The sequence below is a fragment of the Acinetobacter lwoffii genome, assembly GCF_015602705.1.
In the GTDB taxonomy this organism is placed as follows: Bacteria; Pseudomonadota; Gammaproteobacteria; order Pseudomonadales; family Moraxellaceae; genus Acinetobacter; species Acinetobacter lwoffii_E.
The window spans coordinates 2,346,831-2,367,544 of record NZ_CP059081.1 but is presented as its reverse complement, the minus strand read 5'-3'; the positions used below and the strand labels follow the sequence as shown (position 1 = coordinate 2,367,544).

Sequence of the window (20,714 nt, the reverse complement as noted above, 5' to 3'; positions counted from 1 at the left end):
TCCTTTTTTTGAGTTTAAATTTTTAGCCACGCTCAACCAGCGTTAAAATATCGTAGGTTGCAACCAGTTCATTGCGTTGGTTTTTTACTTTAATATCCCAGACCACGACACCATGTGGCTTCTGTGCCGGATCGCGCAGTGCTTTTGGAGTTTTCTGCTTACAGGTCAGTTCTACCTGAATGGTATCGCCAATTTTCACCGGTTCTACAAAGCGCAAGTTGTCCATGCCATAGTTGGCAATGACTGGGCCCTGGGCGGCATCAACGAATAAACCGGCTGCGGCAGACACCACGAAATAGCCATGTGCCACGCGCTCACCAAACAGCGATTCTGCTGCAGCAATTTTGTCCATATGCGCATAGAAGTGATCACCGCTCAGGCAGCCGAAATTCACCAGATCCGCTTCGGTCACGCTACGTCGTGCTGTCAGCAAACGTTCGCCGATACGCAATTCATCAAATGATTTTTTAAAAGGATGCACGCGGTCTTCAAAGACCTGAGCACCAGCCGTCCAGCTATGGCCGACCTGAGTCATGGCATTTGGTGAACCTTGAATCGCAGTACGTTGCATATAATGTTTGACTGCACGCAAGCCGCCGAGTTCCTCACCGCCACCAGCACGTCCCGGTCCGCCATGAACCAGCAAAGGTAATGGAGAGCCATGTCCGGTACTTTCTTTGGCACTTTCTGCATCCAGAATATGGACACGGCCATGCCATGGCGCAATTTTGCTGAGCATTTGTTCAATATTTTCATCAGTATTGCGTACGATGGAGGCCACCAGGCTACCTTCGCCACGTGCCACCAGGTCAGCCAGCTGAGCGAGGTCGCTATACGGCATTAAAGTCACTACAGGCCCAAAGGCTTCAATCTTATGAATATTTTCTGCCTGAGCTGGTGCTTTGCATAGCAAGACTGTCGGTGGATAGCATGCAGACTTCTCAGTATTTTGTACTTGCAGTTTAAAGTCTTGGCGCAAGTGGCTACCGAATACAATCTCTGCATCCTGGCTCAGCTGTTCAACTTTTGCCGCGACATCATGTTTCTGTTTGACGCTGGCCAAAGCACCCATCGTCACGCCTTCCTGAGCCGGATCGCCCACGACCACTTTTTTTAGTTTTGCAATCAGACGGTCTTGTACTGTATCCAATAGCTCGGCCGGCACAAAAGCACGACGAATGGCGGTACATTTCTGTCCGGCTTTGGTGGTCATTTCACGGAAAACTTCACGGACAAATAAATCAATCGTTTCATCATTGGCTTGCGCCGTCAAAATTGCACTGTTGACCGAGTCTGCTTCCATGGTGAATGGAATCGAGTAGGCATTTAAGTGTGGATGCGAACGCAGTTTTTGCCCTGTTGAAGCAGAACCGGTAAAAGTGACCGTATCTTGAGGATTTAAATGATCAAATAAATCATAGACCTGTCCGCAAATGAGCTGCAGTGAACCTTCTGGCAAGAAACCGCTTTCATGAATGGCTTTAACTACGGCATGAGTCAGCTCGGCACCTTCGGTCGCCGGTTTGACAATACAGGGTACGCCTGCCAGCAGTGTCGGTGCGATTTTTTCCAGCATGCCCCAGATCGGAAAGTTAAAGGCATTGATATGCACGGCGACACCGGCTTTAGGCGTCAGAATATGTTTCGCGCCAAAGCTACCTTGCTTAGAAAGAGGAATCCAGGCATCTTCGACCCATGCTGTTTCATCACTCAGTTCACGACGCACCAAACTCGAATAAGCATATAAGGTGCCAATCCCGCCTTCAATATCAATCCAGGCATCTTTACGGGTACAGCCGGTTGCTTTGGCAAGCTCATAAAAGTCTTCTTTGCGTTCCATCAAATACTGAGCCACTTGCTTCAGTGCATTGGCACGTTGATGGAAGGTCCATGTGGCAATAGTCGCGCCTTTTTGTTTGGCATACTTCACCACGGCTTGGGTATCGATACCCTGACTGCCGACCTGATAAACCGCTTCACCGCTAATGGCATGATAAACCGTACGTAAATCGGCTTGCGCTGCGTATTCCTGGCCGTACACCAGTGAAGATAAGCTTTTGATGGCAATAGAATTATGGGTTGATTCAGTATCTTGATAATCCGTTGTGCTTGAGCTGCTGTCTAACTCTAACATTGTAAAAACTCCATTTATGATACGTTTTGAGATGTATTTTAATTTTGATGTTTCATAATTTGTGTTGAAAAATTGAAAATGTCAATCATAAATCTGTATTTAAAAATGCGTAACAATAAAATAAAAAATATTAAGTTATATAAAACAAATATTTATTAAAAATAAGGGGTGAAAATTAAATGATACCAATAAATAGATATTGATTTTAATTACGTATCGTTTTAATTTGAGTGTATCAACACTTGGGATAAGTGAGGGAACAATGAATAATCAACAACAAATCTTCGATCAAAAGATTGAAAAGGATATTTCCATCGAGCCGAAGGACTGGATGCCGGATGCTTATCGTAAGACCTTGATTCGTCAGATTGGTCAGCATGCACACTCTGAAGTGGTGGGCATGTTGCCGGAAGGCAACTGGATTACCCGTGCACCGACCTTGAAGCGTAAAGCTGTGCTGATGGCAAAAGTTCAGGACGAAGCCGGTCATGCTTTGTATCTGTACAGTGCTGCAGAAACCTTGGGTGCGGATCGTGACGACATGATGGATAAGCTGATTGCCGGTCGCATGAAATATTCTTCAATTTTCAACTATCCAACCCTGAGCTGGGCCGATGTTACCGCGATTGGCTGGCTGGTAGATGGTGCAGCAATTGTCAATCAGGTTGCGCTGTGCCGTACATCTTATGGTCCTTATGCCCGCGCTATGGTGCGTGTGTGTAAAGAAGAAAGTTTCCATCAGCGTCAGGGCTTTGAAGCCATGATGGAATTGGCCAATGGTACGCCGGAACAAAAGCAGATGGCACAGGATGCAGTGAACCGTTTCTGGTGGCCGGCACTGATGATGTTTGGTCCAAGTGATGATAATTCACCGAACAGTGCACAAAGTATGCAGTGGAAAATTAAATTATTCAGCAACGATGAGCTACGTCAGAAATTTGTCGATAACACCGTGTCGCAAGTTTTGCAGCTGGGTTTAACCGTTCCAGATCCAGACCTCAAATTCAATGAAGCCACCGGACATTACGAATTTGGTGAAATCAATTGGGATGAGTTTTTTGCGATTCTTGCAGGCAAGGGGCCGTGTAACCATGAGCGTATTGAAGCACGCCGCAAAGCTTGGGAAGGCGGCAAGTGGGTACGTGATTCCGCAGCTGTCTATGCTCAAAAACAGCAGCAACAGTCAGCAGCACAAAAAGTCGCTTAAAAAATAGTTTGATCAATATAAGGAAATTTGCTCATGAATAACAAAAATAACTGGTCACTTTATGAAGTATTTGTGCGTAGTAAACAGGGTCTAAGTCACCGTCATGTCGGCAGCCTGCGTGCACCGGATGAGGAAGTCGCACTACAAAATGCCCGCGATGTATATACCCGCCGCAATGAAGGGATCAGTATCTGGGTGGTGAAATCTGAATTGATTACCTCTTCACAGCCAGATGAAAAAGCAGAATTTTTTGAACCCGCTTTGGACAAGGTTTATCGCCATCCAACCTTTTATAACATTCCAGCTGGCATCGAGCATATGTAAAGGGAAAGGTGAAGAATATGACAAATCAAGTATTGGCAGAATTTCTTTTACATGTGGGTGACAGTCAACTGATCCTGTCTCATCGTTTGGCAGAGTGGTGTGGTCATGCACCTGAACTGGAGCTGGATATTGCCTTAGCCAATATCGGACTGGATTTATTGGGTCAGGCACGTACTGCCCTCAGTCTGGCGGGTGAAGTGGAAGGACAGGGCCGTGATGAAGACAAGCTGGCTTATTTCCGTACCGAACGTGAATACCGTAATTTGCTGCTGTGTGAACAGCCGAATGGTGACTTTGCCCAGACCCTGGTGCGCCAGTGGTTGATGGATCACTACCACGCTTTATTGTTTAGCGCCTTAAGTCAAAGTCAGCATGCTGAGTTGGCGGCTTTTGCAGTGAAATCACTCAAAGAAGTGAAATATCACCAGCGTTTTTCCACCACCTGGATGGAACGCTTAAGTTTAGGTACCGCAGAAGCGCATGAAAAAACCCAGCAAGGTTTAAACCAGTTATGCCGTTTTACCGAGGAACTTTTTGTTCTGACGGCTGATGAAAGACAGTTGGTCGATAGCGGTGTCATTCCAGATATTGAAAATTTAAAAGCCCAGTGGCTGGAGACCATTACATCCGAGTTAGCGCGATTTGAATTAAGCCTGCCAGAGCTAGGCGCTTATCGCAGTGGGGCTAAACAGGGTTTACATACAGAACATCTCGGTTTTGTTTTGGCTGAACTGCAATACATGCAGCGCTCTTATCCAAACATGAACTGGTAATTCGGCACAATCACAGGGAGTGAGTCGCATGAATCTGATTCGACACGTAGAAGATCAATGTTGGGACGTTTTACAGCAGGTTTCTGATCCAGAGATTCCAGTATTGTCAGTGATTGATCTGGGTATGATTCGTGGCGTCGAGCTGAATCAGCAGGATGAAATTGTGGTGCGACTCACGCCGACCTATAGCGGCTGTCCGGCCACGGATTTATTAAAAGCAGAAATTACCCAGGCTTTCGAGGCGAACGGTTTGACGCCGGTCAAAGTCATTGTGGATCTGTCTCAAGCCTGGACCACGGACTGGATGAGTGAATCGGGCAAACACAAATTACAGCAATATGGTATTGCCCCGCCGCAAGGCCAGTCACATAGCTGTGGTACGCATGTGGCATTGACCGATGGCATCACCTGTCCACAGTGCTTAAGTAACAACAGCAAATTATTAAGTGAATTCGGTTCGACAGCCTGTAAAGCTTTATATCAATGTCGGGACTGCTTAGAAACTTTTGACTATTTCAAATGTATTTGATTGTAACGATTGCGCGGTGGGCAGGGTAAACCAATAACAAGCCTGAACACCGCCACCTAAAAGAAGGATTTTGCGATGAGCCAATTTATACCATTAACCATTAAATCGATTCAGCCACAAACCGAGCAAGCGATCTGCATTGCCTTTGATCTCGCGCCTGAGCAGTTGGATACTTTTCAATATCAGCCGGGTCAGCACCTCACCATTCGTCATTTAACCGATGACGGCGAGCTGCGCCGCTGCTACTCGATCTGCAGTGATACTCAGGAAGACATGAGCATTGCGATTAAAAAAATTGATCAGGGTCAGTTTTCAACCTGGGCCAATGCGCATCTCAAAGCGGGCGATGTACTAGAAGTCATGCCACCGCAAGGGGTGTTCTTTCAGAAAGCCGCCAAGGCTGGTGGCCAGAATTATCTAGGATTTGCAGCAGGCAGTGGCATTACGCCAATTTTATCGATTGTAAAGTCGGTGTTGAACCGTCAAGCGGAAGCAACATTCACTCTGGTATATGGCAACCGCTCCTGGAAACAGACCATGTTCTCTGAACAGATCATGGACTTGAAAGACCGTTTTAAGGAACGTCTGCAACTGGTAAATATTTTTTCACGTGAACTGAATGACAGTGACATCTTTAATGGTCGGATTGATGCAGACAAATTGCAGCAGTTATTTCAGGCCAATCTGATTTCTGCCGAAGCAGATCACTGTTTCGCTTGCGGTCCTGAAGAAATGATGACAGCAGTCGAAACGGTATTACCGACTTGGGGCATTCAACGCAGCAAGATTCATACGGAACGCTTCAATACGGGTACTGCACCGAAAGCAACCGCCCAGCAGATGGAAAGCCGTAGCGAAGAACGCGTCAATATCATCCTTGATGGTCGCGAGCTGATTGTTGAAGTCTCCAAACAGGATGACAGTATTTTAGATGCTGCGCTACGTGCCGGAGCCGACCTGCCATATGCCTGTAAGGGCGGGGTATGTGCCACCTGTAAATGTAAAGTGTTAGAGGGACAGGTTGAAATGGCTGTGAATTACAGTCTGGAAGAAGATGAAATTCAGAAAGGCTATGTGCTCAGTTGTCAGGCACGTCCAACCACGGCCAATGTACGTCTGAGTTTTGATGAATAACAGCTGAATTTACAGCACCGCGAGCATAGCAGGAGTTCAAGGATGACCTACATTAAAACCAGCTCACCCAAGCCAGGTGTGGTACTGATCGAGCTGAATCGCCCGGAAAAGCGCAATGCTTTAAACAATGCCACCTTGCAAGAGATTGCAGCCTGTTTACAGAATCTGGAAACAGATGCTGCTGTGAAAGCTGTGGTCATTACCGGAAATACGCAATGCTTTGCTGCCGGTGCTGATTTAAATGAGCTGGCGCAGTTAGATGTGGTCAGCATCCAGCAGGATCAGCGCCCACTGCTTTGGAAAAAAATTGATGAATTTTCCAAGCCTTTAATCATGGCCGTGAATGGTTATGCTTTTGGTGCAGGTTTCGAGTTGGCTTTACATGGCGACATGGTGCTGACTGGAGAAAATGCCCAGTTTGCCTTGCCTGAAATCGGTTTAGGGATGCTGCCGGGTGCCGGTGGAACCCAGCGTCTGGCCCGTCTGGTCGGTCAGCAATTGACAATACGTTGGGCCATGACCGGTGAAATGATTTCGGCACAAACGGCATTGCAACATGGCATTAGCAGCCAGGTTTGTCCGGCAGAACTGACCGTGCAATACGCACTGGAACTGGCAGAAAAAATTGCCAAGCAGGCACCGCTGGCCATTCGTGCCATCAAGCAATCTTTAAAGTCGATCCATGAAGTGACTTTAAGTCAGGGGTTGAAATTGGAACGTCAACATTTTGTCTGGCTGGCTGCAACCCAAGATCGCCAGGAAGGCATTAATGCATTTTTAGAAAAAAGAAAACCAGAATTTAGAGGTGTGTAATGGATTATCAAACAATTATTGTCGAAGAAAAAAATGCAGTGGGCTACCTGACCTTTAACCGTCCAAAACAGCTCAACAGTTTTAATGAAACCATGCATCAGGAAGTCTCCAAGGTCATCAAGGCCTGGGCCAAAGACAGCCAGATTCGTGCCGTGGTGATTTCAGCTGAAGGCCGTGGTTTCTGTGCCGGTCAGGATCTGAATGACCGTGTGGTCGATCCGAATGCCGATGCACCGGACTTAGGCCTATCGATTGAAAAATATTACAACCCTTTGATCAAGCTGATTACCGAAATGCCTAAACCGGTGATTTGTGCCGTGAATGGAGTAGCAGCAGGGGCAGGTGCCAATATTGCCCTGGCGTGTGACATTGTGGTGGCAGCAAAATCGGCTTCCTTTATTCAGGCCTTTTGCCGTCTTGGTTTGGTGCCAGATTCAGGCGGTACCTGGTTCCTACCGCGTCTGGTCGGCCGTGCTCAGGCGATGGGCCTAGCGATGCTCGGCGATAAAATTCCGGCTGAGCGCGCAGTACAACTGGGCATGATCTGGCAAGTGGTTGAAGATGAACAACTGCAAGCAGAAGCGAAAAAATTGGCGGAGCATCTGGCTCAGCAACCGACCTATGGTCTGTCCCTGATCAAAAAAGCCATTCATGCAGCCGCCGATAATAATCTGGATGATCAGCTCATTTTGGAACGTGATTTACAGCGTCTGGCCGGACGTTCAAGTGATTATAAAGAAGGTGTACAAGCCTTTATGCAGAAGCGTACCCCTGAATATAAAGGATGCTAAATCATGCAACAGATCAATTTAGAGCAAGTCAAAGTTGCTGTGGTCGGTGCTGGAACCATGGGGATTGGCATTGCACAACTGGCAGCCATGCACGGGCATCCGACCTATGTGTTTGATCTCGATCGCAGCAAAGTTCAGAGTGCCTTGACTGCTTTAGAGGCGCAGCTGAGCAAGCGCGTACAAAATGGCAAAATGACCCAGCAATTGCTGGAGAGTACCTTCGCCAATCTGATTGTGGCAGAGGACATTCAGCAGCTTGCCGATGCGGGCTTAATTATTGAAGCCATTGTTGAAAAGAAAGAAGTGAAGCAAAACCTGTTTCAACAGCTGGCTGCCATTTGCCCGGAACAGACGATTTTTGCGTCTAATACTTCTTCAATTTCCATTACCGCAATTGCCTCGGCGATTCCACATCCCGAGCGAGTGATTGGTCTGCATTTCTTTAATCCGGCGCCGGTGATGAAACTGGTCGAGATTATCCGCGGACTGAAAACCTCAGCAGCGATTGCCGATGCAGTATTTGATCTGATGAAGGACTGGAACAAGGTTCCAGTGCGAGCCAAATCGACCCCCGGTTTTATCGTCAATCGTGTCGCACGACCTTATTATGCCGAGGCCTTTCGTGCCTTGCAGGAAAATGCCACCACCCCGGAACAGCTCGATTACATCATGCGCGAATGTGGCCGTTTTGCCATGGGGCCGTGTGAACTTACAGATCTGATTGGGCAGGATGTGAATTTCTCGGTCACACAAAGTGTCTATCAGGAATTTTTCTATGAGCCACGCTACCGCCCGTCCTTGATTCAAAAAGAACTGGTCGATGCCGGTTGTTATGGTCGCAAGTCCGGTCAGGGTTTTTATGATTACGCTCAGGCCAAGCCTGCACCTGTATATGAATTGCCAGTGTGTTATGCCAAGTCGCTGAATAAGCTCAAAGTCACAGTAAAAGGTGAATGGCTACATTCCTCAGTACTGATTGAACGTTTAAAACAGGCCTCTCATGTAGAGCTGAGTTTTCAGGCAGCAGAACAGAATGAAATCCTGATTGGTGACCTTTCTCTGCGATTATCGCTTGGCGAATCAGTTGAACTTACCTATCCGCATGAGCCTGTGGTGTTGATGGACTGGCATTCAGATTGGACAAATGCTCAAGCGATTCCAGTCGTTGCATCACCGGCGTGTAGTGCTGAACAGCGCCAGGCAGTGGAGCTATTCCTCATAGGTATGGATATGATACCTATTTGGTCTAAGGATCATCCCGGTCTTTATGTTATACGTAGTATTGCCATGTTGGTGAATGAAGCCTGTGAAGCAATATTGCATGATATTGCATCAGAACAAGATATTGATTCTGCTATGAAATATGGCGTTAATTATCCTTGTGGTCCATTCGAATGGGCAGATAAAATTGGATATTACACAATTTTACAAATTTTAGAAAATATGTATCGTATTTATGGTGAAGACCGCTATAGAACTAGTATATATTTAGCAAAGAAAGCGGTGCAGGGACATGCACAGAAAACTCAGCAGCAACCATTACGCGTTGCTGGCTAAAAGGAAGAATCATGGAACAGGTTTATATTTTTGATGGAATTCGCACCTCGATCGGACGCTATGCCGGTGGACTGAGCAGCATTCGTGCTGATGATCTGGCAGCGCTACCGATTCAATATCTGAAAGATCAGCATCCTGCCTTGCCATGGGCAGAACTGGATGAAGTGATCCTAGGCTGTGCCAATCAGGCCGGTGAAGATAACCGCAACGTGGCGCGTATGGCTGCTTTACTCGCAGGGTTGCCTGAATCTGTTCCAGCGCTCACCGTGAACCGCTTATGTGCTTCAGGTCTGGATGCCATTGGACTGGGAGCACGTGCCATCAAATCGGGTGAAGCACAATTTGTTTTGGCGGGTGGCGTAGAATCCATGAGCCGAGCGCCTTTCGTGCAATCCAAACCTACGACTGCCTTTAGCCGTACCCCTGAAATTTATGACACCACCATTGGCTGGCGTTTTATCAACCCAAAATTTAAAGCACAGTTTGGCGTTGACAGCATGCCGGAAACGGCCGAAAACGTCGCTGAAAAGTATCAGATTAGCCGTGCAGACCAGGACCTGTTTGCCTATCACAGCCAACAGAAAACCGCAGTAGCCCAGCAGAAGGGTATTTTTGCCGAAGAAATTCTGCCAGTAGAGGTCAAAGGTCCGAAGAAAAGCACTCTGACCATTTCCCAAGATGAGCATCCGCGCGCAGAGACGACGCTGGATAATCTGGCCGCCTTAAAAACCCCATTTCGTAAAGAAGGCGGCTCAGTCACCGCTGGCAATGCTTCGGGTGTCAATGACGGTGCGGCTTGCGTATTACTCGGCAATCAGCAATTTTCCGAGCAGTATGGTTTGCGCCCGAAAGCCAAAGTGATCGGGATGGCCAGTGCCGGTGTTGAAGCCAAATATATGGGCATTGGCCCGGTGCCAGCGGTACAGAAAGTCTTGAAACAAACCGGACTCAGCCTGGAACAGATGGACGTGATTGAGCTGAATGAAGCATTCGCAGCGCAATCGCTGGCTGTGATTCGGGAATTGGGCCTGCAAGACGATGATGCAAGAATCAACCCGAATGGCGGTGCCATCGCTTTGGGTCATCCACTGGGTATGAGTGGCACCCGTCTGGTGATTACTGCCATGCATGAACTGAAACGCCGTAAAGGCAAATATGCACTCTGCACCATGTGTGTCGGTGTCGGTCAAGGTGTTGCACTGGTTTTAGAAAATATGGATTAAACACATCATTCAATCAATGAATTAAACTGTGGTCAGGAAGACTGCGTCAGGAGTAAGAATATGAATAACAATGCAATGGAAAAAATTGAAAAAGTATCGGTTGATGAGTTACGCAGTGTTCAGCTACAGCGTATGAAAAAGACGTTGCAACATGCTTATCAGAATAGCCCGGTTTATAAAAAGAAATTCGATGATGCTGGCGTGCATCCAGACGATTTTAACTCTCTGGAAGACCTGGCCAAATTCCCGTTTACCACCAAACAGGATTTACGCGATAACTATCCGTTTGGCATGTTCGCTGTGCCACAGGAACAGATTGTACGTGTGCACGCATCTTCAGGCACCACCGGTCAGCCAACCGTGGTGGGTTATACCCAAAATGATATTAATGTCTGGTCAGATGTAGTGGCGCGTTCATTACGTGCAGCCGGCTTGAGCAGTAAAGATATCATCCAGGTGTCTTACGGTTATGGTCTGTTTACCGGTGGTTTAGGCGCGCATTATGGCGTTGAACGCTTGGGTGCAACCGTGATTCCAATGTCTGGCGGACAAACCGATAAACAGGCGCAACTGATTCATGACTTTAAACCGACAGCACTGATGGTCACGCCATCTTACTGCCTGAACATTATTGAAGCGCTTGAGAAGAAACTTGGCACAGCCAAAAACTGTTCGATTAAAACCGGCGTCTTTGGTGCAGAGCCATGGACCAATGAAATGCGCAAGGAAATCGAAGAGCGTCTGGGCATTGATGCACTGGATATTTATGGTTTATCAGAAGTCATGGGACCCGGTGTCGCGATGGAATGTCTGGAATCCAAAGATGGCCCAACCATTTGGGAAGATCATTTCTATCCTGAAATTATTCATCCTGAAACCGGTGAAGTGCTGCCAGATGGCGAACTGGGTGAACTGGTATTTACCACCATTACTAAAGAAGGCATGCCGGTAATCCGTTACCGTACCCGTGATCTAACCCGTTTATTGCCAGGCACGGCACGCACCATGCGCCGTATGGACAAGATTGTCGGCCGTAGTGATGACATGATGATTATCCGTGGGGTGAATGTCTTCCCATCACAGATTGAAGAGCAGATTTTACAAATCCAGCAACTGATTCCGAACTACCAGATTCAGATTTGCAAACAGGGACATCTGGATACATTGCATATCCGTACCGAAATGCGTAAAGATAGCAGTGACATTATGGCGCACCAGCTGGCAACTCAGCTGAAAAGCCAGATTAAAACTATGGTCGGAATCACCGTAAGTGTCGAAGTGTTGCCTGAAGGCAGTCTGCCACGCTCTGAAGGTAAGGCACAGCGCGTTTTTGATATCCGCAAGTCTGCATGAAGTACTATTGGATGATAGCCAAATGGTCTATCATCCAGTTTCTATAAGGTAAAGTTAAACGCAATGAATCCGAAATTAAAACAAATAATTGATGACTTTATTCAAACTGAAGTACTCAGCGGAACCTCATTAATCATGACCATCTTCGGTGACTGTATTTTTCACCGAGGGGGCATCATCAGTCTGGCCAGTCTGATTCAGCTCATGGATGTCTTCGGGTTTAATGAACGATCAGTACGGACTGCCGTATTCCGTCTGGTCCAAAATGGCTGGCTGATGTCTGAGAAAATTGGTCGCACCAGTTATTATCGCGTAACCGAAAGCAGCCGCCAGCGTTTTATTATGGCGGATCAAAAAATTTACAGTTTTCAGCATACCGAATGGGATCAGAAGTGGGATCTGGTGCTGCTCAGTTCAGTGGAACTGGAAAATAAACTGGTTCTGAAAAAAGAACTGGAATGGCTGGGCTTTGCCAATATCGCCACTAATGTCATGGCCTATCCGGGCTGTGATCATCAGAAACTGCAAAACCTGCTGCTGAACCTGAAAATGACCGACCAAGTCGTGGTGTTTAAAGCTGAAACTTTGCAGCTCTGGCAGGAATCCTATCCAACTGTAAAACGCATGGTTGCCACCAATTGGCCGGTGCAGGAACTGCATCAGCGTTATGAAAAATTCATTGCGGATTTCCGGGAATTCTTTCATCTGGTGGAACAGGAAGATGAACTGGATCCGGTTCAGGCTTTTCAGTTACGAATTTTACTGATTCATCAATTCCGCCGGATTTTATTAAAAGATCCAAATCTGCCTTTTGAATTATTGCCATCCAACTGGCTTTCCCTGAATGCCCGTAATCTGAGCAGTAATTTATATCAAACCGTGGTTGCGGCAGGGGATGAATTCTTTATGGAGATCGCCCGAACTTCGGAAGGTTCGATGCCGCCGGTACATCCACAATTTTATAAACGTTTTGGCGGTTTGCGACTGGAAGCTGTTAGCTAATCTAATTCTGCATTTTTAAAGGAATAAAATAATGCCGTGTTATGCCATTGATGGTGTGATTCCTGTGGTCAGCCCTCGCGCTTATGTGCATCCGCAAGCCGTTCTGATCGGGGATGTGGTGATTGAAGAGGGCGTATATATCGGGCCTTTCGCTACTTTAAGAGCCGACTTTGGCGGGATTTACATCCAGAAAAATGCCAATGTTCAGGATTCCTGTACCATCCATGGCTTTCCCGGTAGCGTCACGCTGGTCGAAGAATATGGTCATATCGGACATGGCGCGATTTTACATGGCTGTATCATTCGTAAAAATGTACTGGTGGGTATGAACAGCGTGATTCTGGATGAAGCCGAAATTGGTGAAAATACCATTATCGGTGCCAATAGCACGGTTAAAGCCAAGGCCCAAATTCCGGAAAATTCATTGGTGCTCGGTAGTCCAGCGCGGGTTATCCGTCCTTTAGAAGCTAAAGAAATCGCCTGGAAAAGCAAGGGAACGCAGGAATATATTCAGCTGACAGAACGCTGTCTTTCTTCAATGCAGGAGGTCAGTCCTTTAACAGAAGTCTCCACAGACCGGCTCAGTTACAAAGCGTTTAAGGCAGATTATCAGATCAAGCAGAATGGTTTGATGACTGAGTCAAGAACATGATTCTATCGAATAGATGAATTCTGCATTTTAAAAAAATGAAATGACTGAAACCAAATTCCAACTGCATTCCTTGACCGGCTATTTAGACTGAAATAAAACTGGTCTGGAAAGCATATATGGAAAATAGGGAATTTAAAGATCATTTCTCCCAGCAGTCACAGGACTATGCCTTGTTTCGTCCGCATTATCCGGATGCATTGGGAAAGCTATTGGCAGAGCTGTCACCAGGTACCAAATTGGCTGTAGATGTCGGCTGTGGTTCTGGACAGCTTTCAGAAGTTTTGGCGAATTACTTTGATCAGGTGCTTGCTATTGATGCGAGTGCTGAACAGCTTGCCCAAGCCAAACCGCATCCAAAAATTCAGTATGGTCAGGCATTCGCTGAAGAGATCCCGTGTGCTGACCAGAGTATTGATCTGATTTCGGTGGCTCAAGCAGCGCATTGGCTCGATCTGGAAAAATTCTACGCAGAAGCTCGCCGTCTTGCCCGGCCTAATGCCGTTCTGGCTTTAATTAGCTATGGCGTGTTCAGTGTGGATGAGCCCCATCTGAATCATTATTTTAAGCATTTTTATGAGGTAACGCTTGCATCGTACTGGCCGCCTGAACGTCGCCATGTAGATGAAGGATATAAAAATCTCCCATTTCCATTTCAGGAAATGGCGATTCAGCCACCGGTATTACAGGTTGAATGGAATTTTTATCAGTTAATTGGTTATATGAGTACTTGGTCAGCCGTGAAAGCAGCCACTCAAGCACTCGGACATAATCCACTGAACGTACTTGCAGATGCCTTATTGCCAGAATGGGAAGATCCAGAATTACCTAGAGTCATTCGCTGGCCATTGTCGGTGCGTGCGGGGCGTATAATCGTTTAAAGAATATTCAAGCTAAAGCCTGTTTATTGGACAATGAATTGAATATTTCAAGGCTCAGAATTATCGCCCTAGAATCATTTCCAGCACAAATTTAGAACCAATAAAACCCAGTGCCAGCAAGCCAAAACCGAGCAGGGTAAAGCGCACAGCTTTCTGGCCACGCCAGCCAAACTTCCAGTGTCCGATTAATAGGGAACCGTAAACCAGCCAGGAAATAATACTGAACGCCGTTTTATGTGCCAGATGCTGAGCAAAGAAATTGTCGATGGTAAAAAAGCCAAAGCCCAATGCGAGAGTAAGTAAAACAAAACCGGTCATCAGCATATCAAACAGCAATGATTCCATGTCTTGATAAGAGGGTAGCAAACTGACCCAAACGCGGCGTTTTTGCTTCTTTTTCAGCTCACGATCCTGAAAGCGTAAAATTACGGCCTGAATGGTCGCCATGAGCAATACCGCATAAGCAGACAAAGACAGGATAATATGAATATCCAGACCCAAAGAGTTTTGTGTGATGATTTTTGCAGGCTGAGTAAACGCAAAGCCAAGAATTAATCCGGTCGCAGCCACCGGAATCCCGATCAGGTTCAGGGCAATAATCGGACGATAAGTGCTGTAAATAATGCTGAGTAACAGCATCAGACCAGAGGTAAAGGAAAACAGGGCAAAGACATCATAATTGATGCCCAGCGGGGTATGCATATCGCCATATAAAACCAGCGCATGCAAGCCCAGTCCAAGCAGTGCGGTTAGCGAGACAAACCATTGATTAGGAGCACGTTTAGACATTAAATGAATGAACAGATACCAGAAGGAAGCGGTGTAAGCGACTAATGCTAAGATCGTATAAACCAAGGGGAGGCTAACCATGTCAAACCTTTTTAAGGGTGATGAATATTCATTTATATAAATTCGCTGCGAACTACAGTATCCTATAGCATTCTATGCATAAATTTTCTATTTTAAGAAACAATTTTTTGCTCATGGCTATTTTAAGCGGATTTTGCAATGTTTGATACCTTAACAGAACGACTCACGCAGAGTTTAAGAAATGTTACTGGCTCAGGGCAGCTAACCGAAGACAATATTAAAGATACGTTACGTGAAGTGCGTATGGCGCTTCTTGAGGCCGATGTTGCGTTACCTGTAACTCGTGAATTCATCGCGAAAGTTAAGGAAGAAGCATTGGGCCAGGAAGTGATGACTCAGTTATCTCCTGGGCAGGCTTTTGTCAAAATCGTTCATGACGAATTGACCAAAATGATGGGCGAGGCCAATGAAAGCCTCGACCTCGCTGCAAAACCACCTGTGGTTGTCCTGCTGGCAGGCTTGCAGGGTGCAGGTAAAACAACAACTGCAGCGAAACTTGCACGCTTCTTACAAGAACGTCAAAAGAAAAAAGTCGCGATGGTCTCTGCCGATGTGTATCGTCCGGCTGCGATCAAACAGCTACAGACTGTCGCAGGTGAAGTCGGTGCGATTTTCCTAGAATCCAGCGCAGACGAAAAACCGATTACGATTGTGAATCGCGCGATTGAACAGGCAAAAATCCAGTTTGCCGATGTACTGATTGTCGATACGGCAGGCCGTTTGCATATCGATGATGACATGATGGGTGAAATCAAAGAGCTGCATGCAGCGATTAACCCGACTGAAACCCTGTTCGTGGTCGATGCCATGACCGGTCAGGATGCGGCAAACACCGCCAAAGCATTCAACGATGCCTTGCCTTTAACTGGTGTGATCCTGACCAAAACTGATGGTGATGCGCGCGGTGGTGCAGCGCTTTCAGTACGCGCGATTACCGGCAAGCCAATCAAATTCTTGGGTATGGGTGAGAAACTCGATGCCTTGGAGCCATTCCATCCTGAGCGTGTTGCACAGCGTATTCTCGGTATGGGTGATGTACTTTCTTTGGTCGAAGAACTTGAACGCAAGGTCGACAAAGAAAAAGCCGAAAAAATGGCGAAAAAACTGCAAAAAGGCGGCAGCTTCAACTTTGAAGACATGCTGATGCAGTTTGAGCAGATGAACAAGATGGGCGGCATGATGGGCTTCCTGGACAAACTTCCTGGCATGAGCAATGCCGGTCTGCAAGATGCGTTGGCGCAAGCCAATCCTGAAAAGCAGGTCAAGAAAATGGAAGCGATTATCCAGTCGATGACTATCAAAGAGCGCCGTAACCCGGACTTGATGAACCCAAGCCGTAAAAAACGTATCGCAGCAGGTTGTGGTATGGAAGTGGCAGAAGTCAACAAGCTGATCAAGCAACATGCCCAAATGGCCAAGATGATGAAAAAATTTGCCAATCCATCCGGTATGGCAAAAATGATGAAGTCACTCGGCGGCTTGCAGAAACAGTTTGGCGGCGGCGGTGGTATGGGTCCATTGTTCGGCGGCAACGACAAGAAATAAGTTGTGTTTAAAAAAAAGGCGCAATATGCGCCTTTTTTTATTGCGAATAAATGGTCAAACTGGTTTAAACAAAACAACATTTACTTACCCAAAATAAAAATCCGATCAGGCAGACTCAGGAGCATGAGCACAAAATAAAGAGAAATTTCAAATGACCCAAGTGATTGTCGTACATGGTTATACTGCAAGCCCGGAAGAAAATTGGTATCCGTGGATTCAGGAAAAAGCCCAACAGGAAAACGTCAGTTTAAAAGTACTTCGGCTCGATCCATCGACCACACCGACACTGGACACCTGGGATCAGCAAATGCGTGAACAGATTGATGCAATTGACGAGGACAGTATCTTTATTGCACATAGCTTGGGAACTGTGGCCGCATTGCATTACTTATCCAGAGAATTAAAACAGCAGAAAATTCAGCAACTGGTATTGATCGCGGGATTTAATGGCCGGTTAGGTCGTCTGGATGAAGTAAACCCTTTTATTGATGCCGCTGATATCGATTTCGATTTACTCAAACAACAGGTTGCAGAACGTGTAGTGATCTATTCTGAAGGCGATGATCGGGTTGCACCAGAATTTAGTCTGGAACAGGCGGACAGTCTGGACGCGATTGTGGTGAATGCCAAGCATCACGGACATTTTATTGATTCACAAGGCTGTACTGATCTGCCGGAACTCTGGAAAGTGATCGAGCCTTATCTGATTAAATCCGAAGTTTAAGCATGTTATTGTGTTCACTAGATTTTAAAACTCAACATGAGATGGTGTTCAAAAAGGTACTTGAATTCCATCTCCAGACTGTTTAAAACTGATTTTTATCGACGCCGTTTGCGTTCAATGATAATAAGTAAATCACTATGAAAAATATAATAAAGAAAGTCTATATCGTGCCGGATTATCAGGCGACCTCCAATGATCACTGGTACCCTTGGCTCAGTCGCCAGCTTAAAAATACCGGTTTTGAGTCCAAGCGGATTATGCTGGCCAACCCTTTTCAGCCTGATTTAGAAGAGTGGCAGCAGAATCTGAAACTGCATATTCCGCACATGGATGAACATACCTTTTTAGTTGCACATGGCCTGAGTTGCGTCAGTGTTTTAAACTTTTTACAGGAACATTATATTCAGCAGCAACGCAAGATCGGTGGCATCATTCTGGTCTCAGCCTTTGATACACCCTTGGTTGCATGGTCAGAACTGAATAAAATACTGCAGGCTGTGCGACTTGATCTGAAAAACTTGCCGTATAGCTATAAACGTGCGGTGATGCTGATCTCCAGTAATGATCCTTATGTGCCTGCACCGATTTCCTTGCGTTTAGCACATAGCCTGAATGCACAAATTTTTGAGATCAAAAAAGCTGGACATTTTAACAAGGCTGATGGTTTTGCCGAATTCCCCCAATTGCTGGACATTATCAAACAGTGTCTGGCAAATGAGCTGCAAAATGCTGCAGGCCTTTAAGCAAGAGATCAGGTTCAATTCGGGGCTGATACTGAGCGAGATGTTGCGCAAACAGCGGCGCATCTCCACCAGTTAAAACCAGCTGTGCCGGGAAATCATGCAGGACTTTTTCGATGGTGCTGAGCAGACCGAGTAGGATGCCATGATGAACAGCATCGATAGTATTCCGTCCAGGATTAAGTTCAGAAAACGCGGCATCGGGAATTTTAATGCCTTTGGTGTTCTGAATCAGTGCATCGCGCTGCAAATACAGATTTGGCAGAATAAATCCACCCAAATGTTGTTGTCCTTGCGCCAGATCAATGGTCAGTGCCGTACCACAACTAATTACACAGTAATTTTCATGCGCTTGCGTCGCCACTGCAAGTACCTGTAACCAGCGGTCAATCCCCAGCTGAGAAGGTTCATCATAACCACAGATCAGACCGGCATATTCTGCTTGTACCTGAGCAAAAATCACTGGAATATGCAGACTTTCTAAAATGCCGAGAATACGCTCATTATTGATTTTATCCTGAACCGAGGATAGACCTACCTGATGCAAGCCCAGCGCTTTGAAATGCTGGATCAGGCCCAATAACAAATCGGCAGGAGACTGTAAATGTAATTCTGCTGCCTGTTCAATAATCTGATCATGCTCGGTAATCCAGTATTTAAGCCGGGTATTGCCGATATCCAACCATAATTTTTTCATTGCTGTATGCCTGTTCATCTACCATTTTTAAGGCGGAGCTGTCCCTGATAAAAGGTCTGGATTCCCTGATCGGTCAAAATCTTGACCGCACCATCGTCCTGAATCCCGAGAAAAGTACCGGAATATTGCCCTTGCACATCGGTAAATTCAACCGTTTGTTGCATAAATGCAGCCGATCGATTAAAACGCGCCGCCAGATTCTGACTGCCATAATTAAACCATTGCCCGGCTTGCTGAATCGCCAGATATAACTGGGCAATTAGTTCTACTTTTGAGGTATGTGATAATCCCAATTCGCTCAGGGAACTGACCTGCTGATCTGGAAGGTTGGTGGGCAGAGGATCAATATTTAGCCCGACCCCGACCACCACCTGTGTAGATGAAATCGGCTCGACCAGAATGCCGCCCCATTTTCCGTGCAGGCTATACAGGTCATTCGGCCATTTCACCTGTAATTCCAGGCCTTTTAGACTGGGCATTTGCAGGATATTTAACGCAATTTCTAGCGCCAGACGACCATCGATGGGTTTTTGTGTATGCAGCAATGTGCTTAAATAGATGTTCCCTTCAGGTGAAATCCACTGACGTTGACGCTGTCCACGGCCTTGGGTCTGCACATGACTGCATACCAGAACCTGCTGTACCCCCTTCGTTGCCAATTCGCGCACATCATCATTGGTCGATGTAGTAATCGGTTTGATGAGTAATACTTCCGGGAGTTGGCCTGCATCGCTTAATCGTTGTTGCAGTTCACGAGTTTCTACATCCATTTGAATCTAAACGTGGTAAATATCGTTATGGAGTTAATCATATATTTATTGATTGGTGCAATTGCCGGATTCACCGCAGGCCTATTTGGGGTCGGCGGTGGTTTGATTATTGTGCCGATCCTGTACATTGTTTTTACCCAGCTTCAGTACGATCCCAGCGTGATTATGCATATGGCGGTGGGTACTTCCTTGGCAACAATTATTGTGACTTCTATCAGTTCGGTGATGGCGCATCATCAACGAGGGGCAGTGCTATGGCCCGTGTTTCGTAATCTGGCGCCAGGTCTGATCATTGGTTCTTTCCTGGGGGCGGGGATTGCCGATTATTTATCTGGTCAGGGTTTGCAATTACTGATTGGCTTCTTTGCGGTCTGGGTGGCATTTAGAATGTTCAGGGGAGCGCATATTCAGATCGATCCGAATCAAAAATTGCCTTCAACCCCGGTACAAATTGCTGCAGGTGGTGGGATCGGTGTGGCATCGGCGATCTTTGGGATTGGCGGGGGAAGTCTGACAGTCCCATTTCTAAATCGCTGCGGAATCGTGATGCAAAAAGCAGTGGCGACCTCTGCGGCCTGTGGATTGCCGATCGCCGTCGCAGGTGCGCTGGGTTTTATCTGGTTTGGTAAACAGGCGCAGGTCACCGTGCCAAATACTATTGGCTATATTCATATTTATGCCTTTATCGGTATCAGCATGATGAGTTTTTTCACGGCCAAGCTGGGCGCAAAAGTGGCACATCTGCTTTCACCGGCCGTATTAAAAAAATGTTTTGCTGCACTACTGACCACCGTCGGCCTGTATTTTATTTATCAAGGGTTTATGGCCTGATTTAAACCTTTTCGGTTGGACTGATGTACCGTATAAGGAGAATAGCTCACTATTCTCCTTTTTTATGGGCCTAAGTTGGCTATATAGACATAAGATTGTCTGACAATGTCAAAGTATTTATGGATAAAAACCCGTTTAATAGCAACATAGCCCAAATGAAGGGCTAA

Annotated in this window: 21 protein-coding genes; 17 read left to right on the top strand and 4 right to left on the bottom strand. The window is 46.4% G+C overall.

From position 1 onward, the window contains the following. Window positions 1-22: 22 nt before the first annotated feature. Entirely contained in the window at window positions 23-2,134 is a 2,112-nt protein-coding gene (gene paaZ / locus H0S56_RS11345) for a phenylacetic acid degradation bifunctional protein PaaZ (protein ID WP_195725104.1), read from the bottom strand. A gap of 262 nt (window positions 2,135-2,396) precedes the next feature. Here paaZ and paaA point away from each other — a divergent pair, with 262 nt between their 5' ends. The 13 genes from paaA to H0S56_RS11280 all read left to right on the top strand — a co-directional run bounded on the left by paaA (window position 2,397) and on the right by H0S56_RS11280 (window position 14,370). Then, window positions 2,397-3,341, top strand: coding sequence for a 1,2-phenylacetyl-CoA epoxidase subunit PaaA (gene paaA, locus H0S56_RS11340; protein ID WP_195725103.1), 945 nt, complete (start codon window positions 2,397-2,399; stop codon window positions 3,339-3,341). A 33-nt stretch (window positions 3,342-3,374) separates the two neighbouring features. Then, entirely contained in the window at window positions 3,375-3,665 is a 291-nt protein-coding gene (gene paaB / locus H0S56_RS11335) for a 1,2-phenylacetyl-CoA epoxidase subunit PaaB (RefSeq protein WP_004279183.1), read from the top strand. 17 nt (window positions 3,666-3,682) lie between these two features. Further along, window positions 3,683-4,438 carry a 1,2-phenylacetyl-CoA epoxidase subunit PaaC gene (gene paaC / locus H0S56_RS11330; protein WP_195725102.1) on the top strand — a complete coding sequence of 252 codons (756 nt, stop codon included), beginning with the start codon at window positions 3,683-3,685 and terminating at the stop codon, window positions 4,436-4,438. A gap of 28 nt (window positions 4,439-4,466) precedes the next feature. Beyond that, window positions 4,467-4,967 (top strand): 1,2-phenylacetyl-CoA epoxidase subunit PaaD, encoded by a 501-nt coding sequence (paaD, locus tag H0S56_RS11325; RefSeq protein WP_005247163.1) that lies wholly within the window; start codon window positions 4,467-4,469, stop codon window positions 4,965-4,967. 75 nt (window positions 4,968-5,042) lie between these two features. Then, entirely contained in the window at window positions 5,043-6,101 is a 1,059-nt protein-coding gene (gene paaE / locus H0S56_RS11320; protein ID WP_180087426.1) for a 1,2-phenylacetyl-CoA epoxidase subunit PaaE, read from the top strand. A 42-nt stretch (window positions 6,102-6,143) separates the two neighbouring features. Beyond that, window positions 6,144-6,914: an enoyl-CoA hydratase-related protein gene (locus H0S56_RS11315; RefSeq protein ID WP_195725101.1), complete on the top strand. Its 771-nt coding sequence runs from the start codon at window positions 6,144-6,146 to the stop codon at window positions 6,912-6,914. After that, the gene (paaG, locus tag H0S56_RS11310; protein ID WP_195725100.1) at window positions 6,914-7,705 is read left to right on the top strand and encodes a 2-(1,2-epoxy-1,2-dihydrophenyl)acetyl-CoA isomerase PaaG; all 792 of its coding nucleotides are present in this window, start codon (window positions 6,914-6,916) and stop codon (window positions 7,703-7,705) included. Before H0S56_RS11315 ends, paaG begins: the two co-directional genes overlap by 1 nt. A 3-nt stretch (window positions 7,706-7,708) precedes the next feature. Further along, the gene (locus tag H0S56_RS11305) at window positions 7,709-9,262 is read left to right on the top strand and encodes a 3-hydroxyacyl-CoA dehydrogenase (protein ID WP_195725099.1); all 1,554 of its coding nucleotides are present in this window, start codon (window positions 7,709-7,711) and stop codon (window positions 9,260-9,262) included. An 11-nt stretch (window positions 9,263-9,273) separates the two neighbouring features. Further along, window positions 9,274-10,485 (top strand): 3-oxoadipyl-CoA thiolase, encoded by a 1,212-nt coding sequence (gene pcaF / locus H0S56_RS11300; RefSeq protein WP_195725098.1) that lies wholly within the window; start codon window positions 9,274-9,276, stop codon window positions 10,483-10,485. 60 nt (window positions 10,486-10,545) lie between these two features. Next, on the top strand, window positions 10,546-11,838 hold the full coding sequence (gene paaK / locus H0S56_RS11295) for a phenylacetate--CoA ligase PaaK (RefSeq protein ID WP_195725097.1): 1,293 nt from the start codon (window positions 10,546-10,548) through the stop codon (window positions 11,836-11,838). A 63-nt stretch (window positions 11,839-11,901) separates the two neighbouring features. Beyond that, window positions 11,902-12,840: a phenylacetic acid degradation operon negative regulatory protein PaaX gene (gene paaX / locus H0S56_RS11290; protein WP_195725096.1), complete on the top strand. Its 939-nt coding sequence runs from the start codon at window positions 11,902-11,904 to the stop codon at window positions 12,838-12,840. A gap of 31 nt (window positions 12,841-12,871) precedes the next feature. Then, complete coding sequence (locus H0S56_RS11285) at window positions 12,872-13,492, top strand: gamma carbonic anhydrase family protein (RefSeq protein WP_195725095.1); 621 nt, start codon at window positions 12,872-12,874, stop codon at window positions 13,490-13,492. A 116-nt stretch (window positions 13,493-13,608) separates the two neighbouring features. After that, window positions 13,609-14,370, top strand: coding sequence for a class I SAM-dependent methyltransferase (locus H0S56_RS11280; RefSeq protein ID WP_195725094.1), 762 nt, complete (start codon window positions 13,609-13,611; stop codon window positions 14,368-14,370). 60 nt (window positions 14,371-14,430) lie between these two features. On the opposite strand, the gene H0S56_RS11275 is transcribed toward H0S56_RS11280, so the two are convergent. Continuing rightward, entirely contained in the window at window positions 14,431-15,240 is an 810-nt protein-coding gene (locus tag H0S56_RS11275) for a cytochrome C assembly family protein (protein WP_004730673.1), read from the bottom strand. A 138-nt stretch (window positions 15,241-15,378) separates the two neighbouring features. Here H0S56_RS11275 and ffh point away from each other — a divergent pair, with 138 nt between their 5' ends. From ffh to H0S56_RS11260, 3 genes are all read left to right on the top strand, one after another. Continuing rightward, window positions 15,379-16,785 carry a signal recognition particle protein gene (gene ffh, locus H0S56_RS11270; RefSeq protein WP_004279196.1) on the top strand — a complete coding sequence of 469 codons (1,407 nt, stop codon included), beginning with the start codon at window positions 15,379-15,381 and terminating at the stop codon, window positions 16,783-16,785. 151 nt (window positions 16,786-16,936) lie between these two features. Next, a complete protein-coding gene (locus tag H0S56_RS11265; protein WP_195725093.1) occupies window positions 16,937-17,509 on the top strand; it encodes an RBBP9/YdeN family alpha/beta hydrolase in 573 nt (190 codons plus the stop codon). 137 nt (window positions 17,510-17,646) lie between these two features. Continuing rightward, window positions 17,647-18,252, top strand: a complete 606-nt coding sequence (locus H0S56_RS11260) for an RBBP9/YdeN family alpha/beta hydrolase (RefSeq protein ID WP_195725092.1) — start codon at window positions 17,647-17,649, stop codon at window positions 18,250-18,252. Here H0S56_RS11260 and H0S56_RS11255 read toward each other — a convergent pair. Continuing rightward, the gene (locus H0S56_RS11255; protein WP_195725091.1) at window positions 18,206-18,946 is read right to left on the bottom strand and encodes a type III pantothenate kinase; all 741 of its coding nucleotides are present in this window, start codon (window positions 18,944-18,946) and stop codon (window positions 18,206-18,208) included. The two genes, H0S56_RS11260 and H0S56_RS11255, sit on opposite strands and share 47 nt — an antisense overlap. A 14-nt stretch (window positions 18,947-18,960) precedes the next feature. Further along, a complete protein-coding gene (locus H0S56_RS11250) occupies window positions 18,961-19,716 on the bottom strand; it encodes a biotin--[acetyl-CoA-carboxylase] ligase (RefSeq protein ID WP_195725090.1) in 756 nt (251 codons plus the stop codon). 27 nt (window positions 19,717-19,743) lie between these two features. Between H0S56_RS11250 and H0S56_RS11245 the strand changes: the two genes are divergently transcribed. Further along, entirely contained in the window at window positions 19,744-20,547 is an 804-nt protein-coding gene (locus tag H0S56_RS11245) for a sulfite exporter TauE/SafE family protein (RefSeq protein WP_005247146.1), read from the top strand. The last annotated feature ends 167 nt before the right edge of the window (window positions 20,548-20,714 follow it).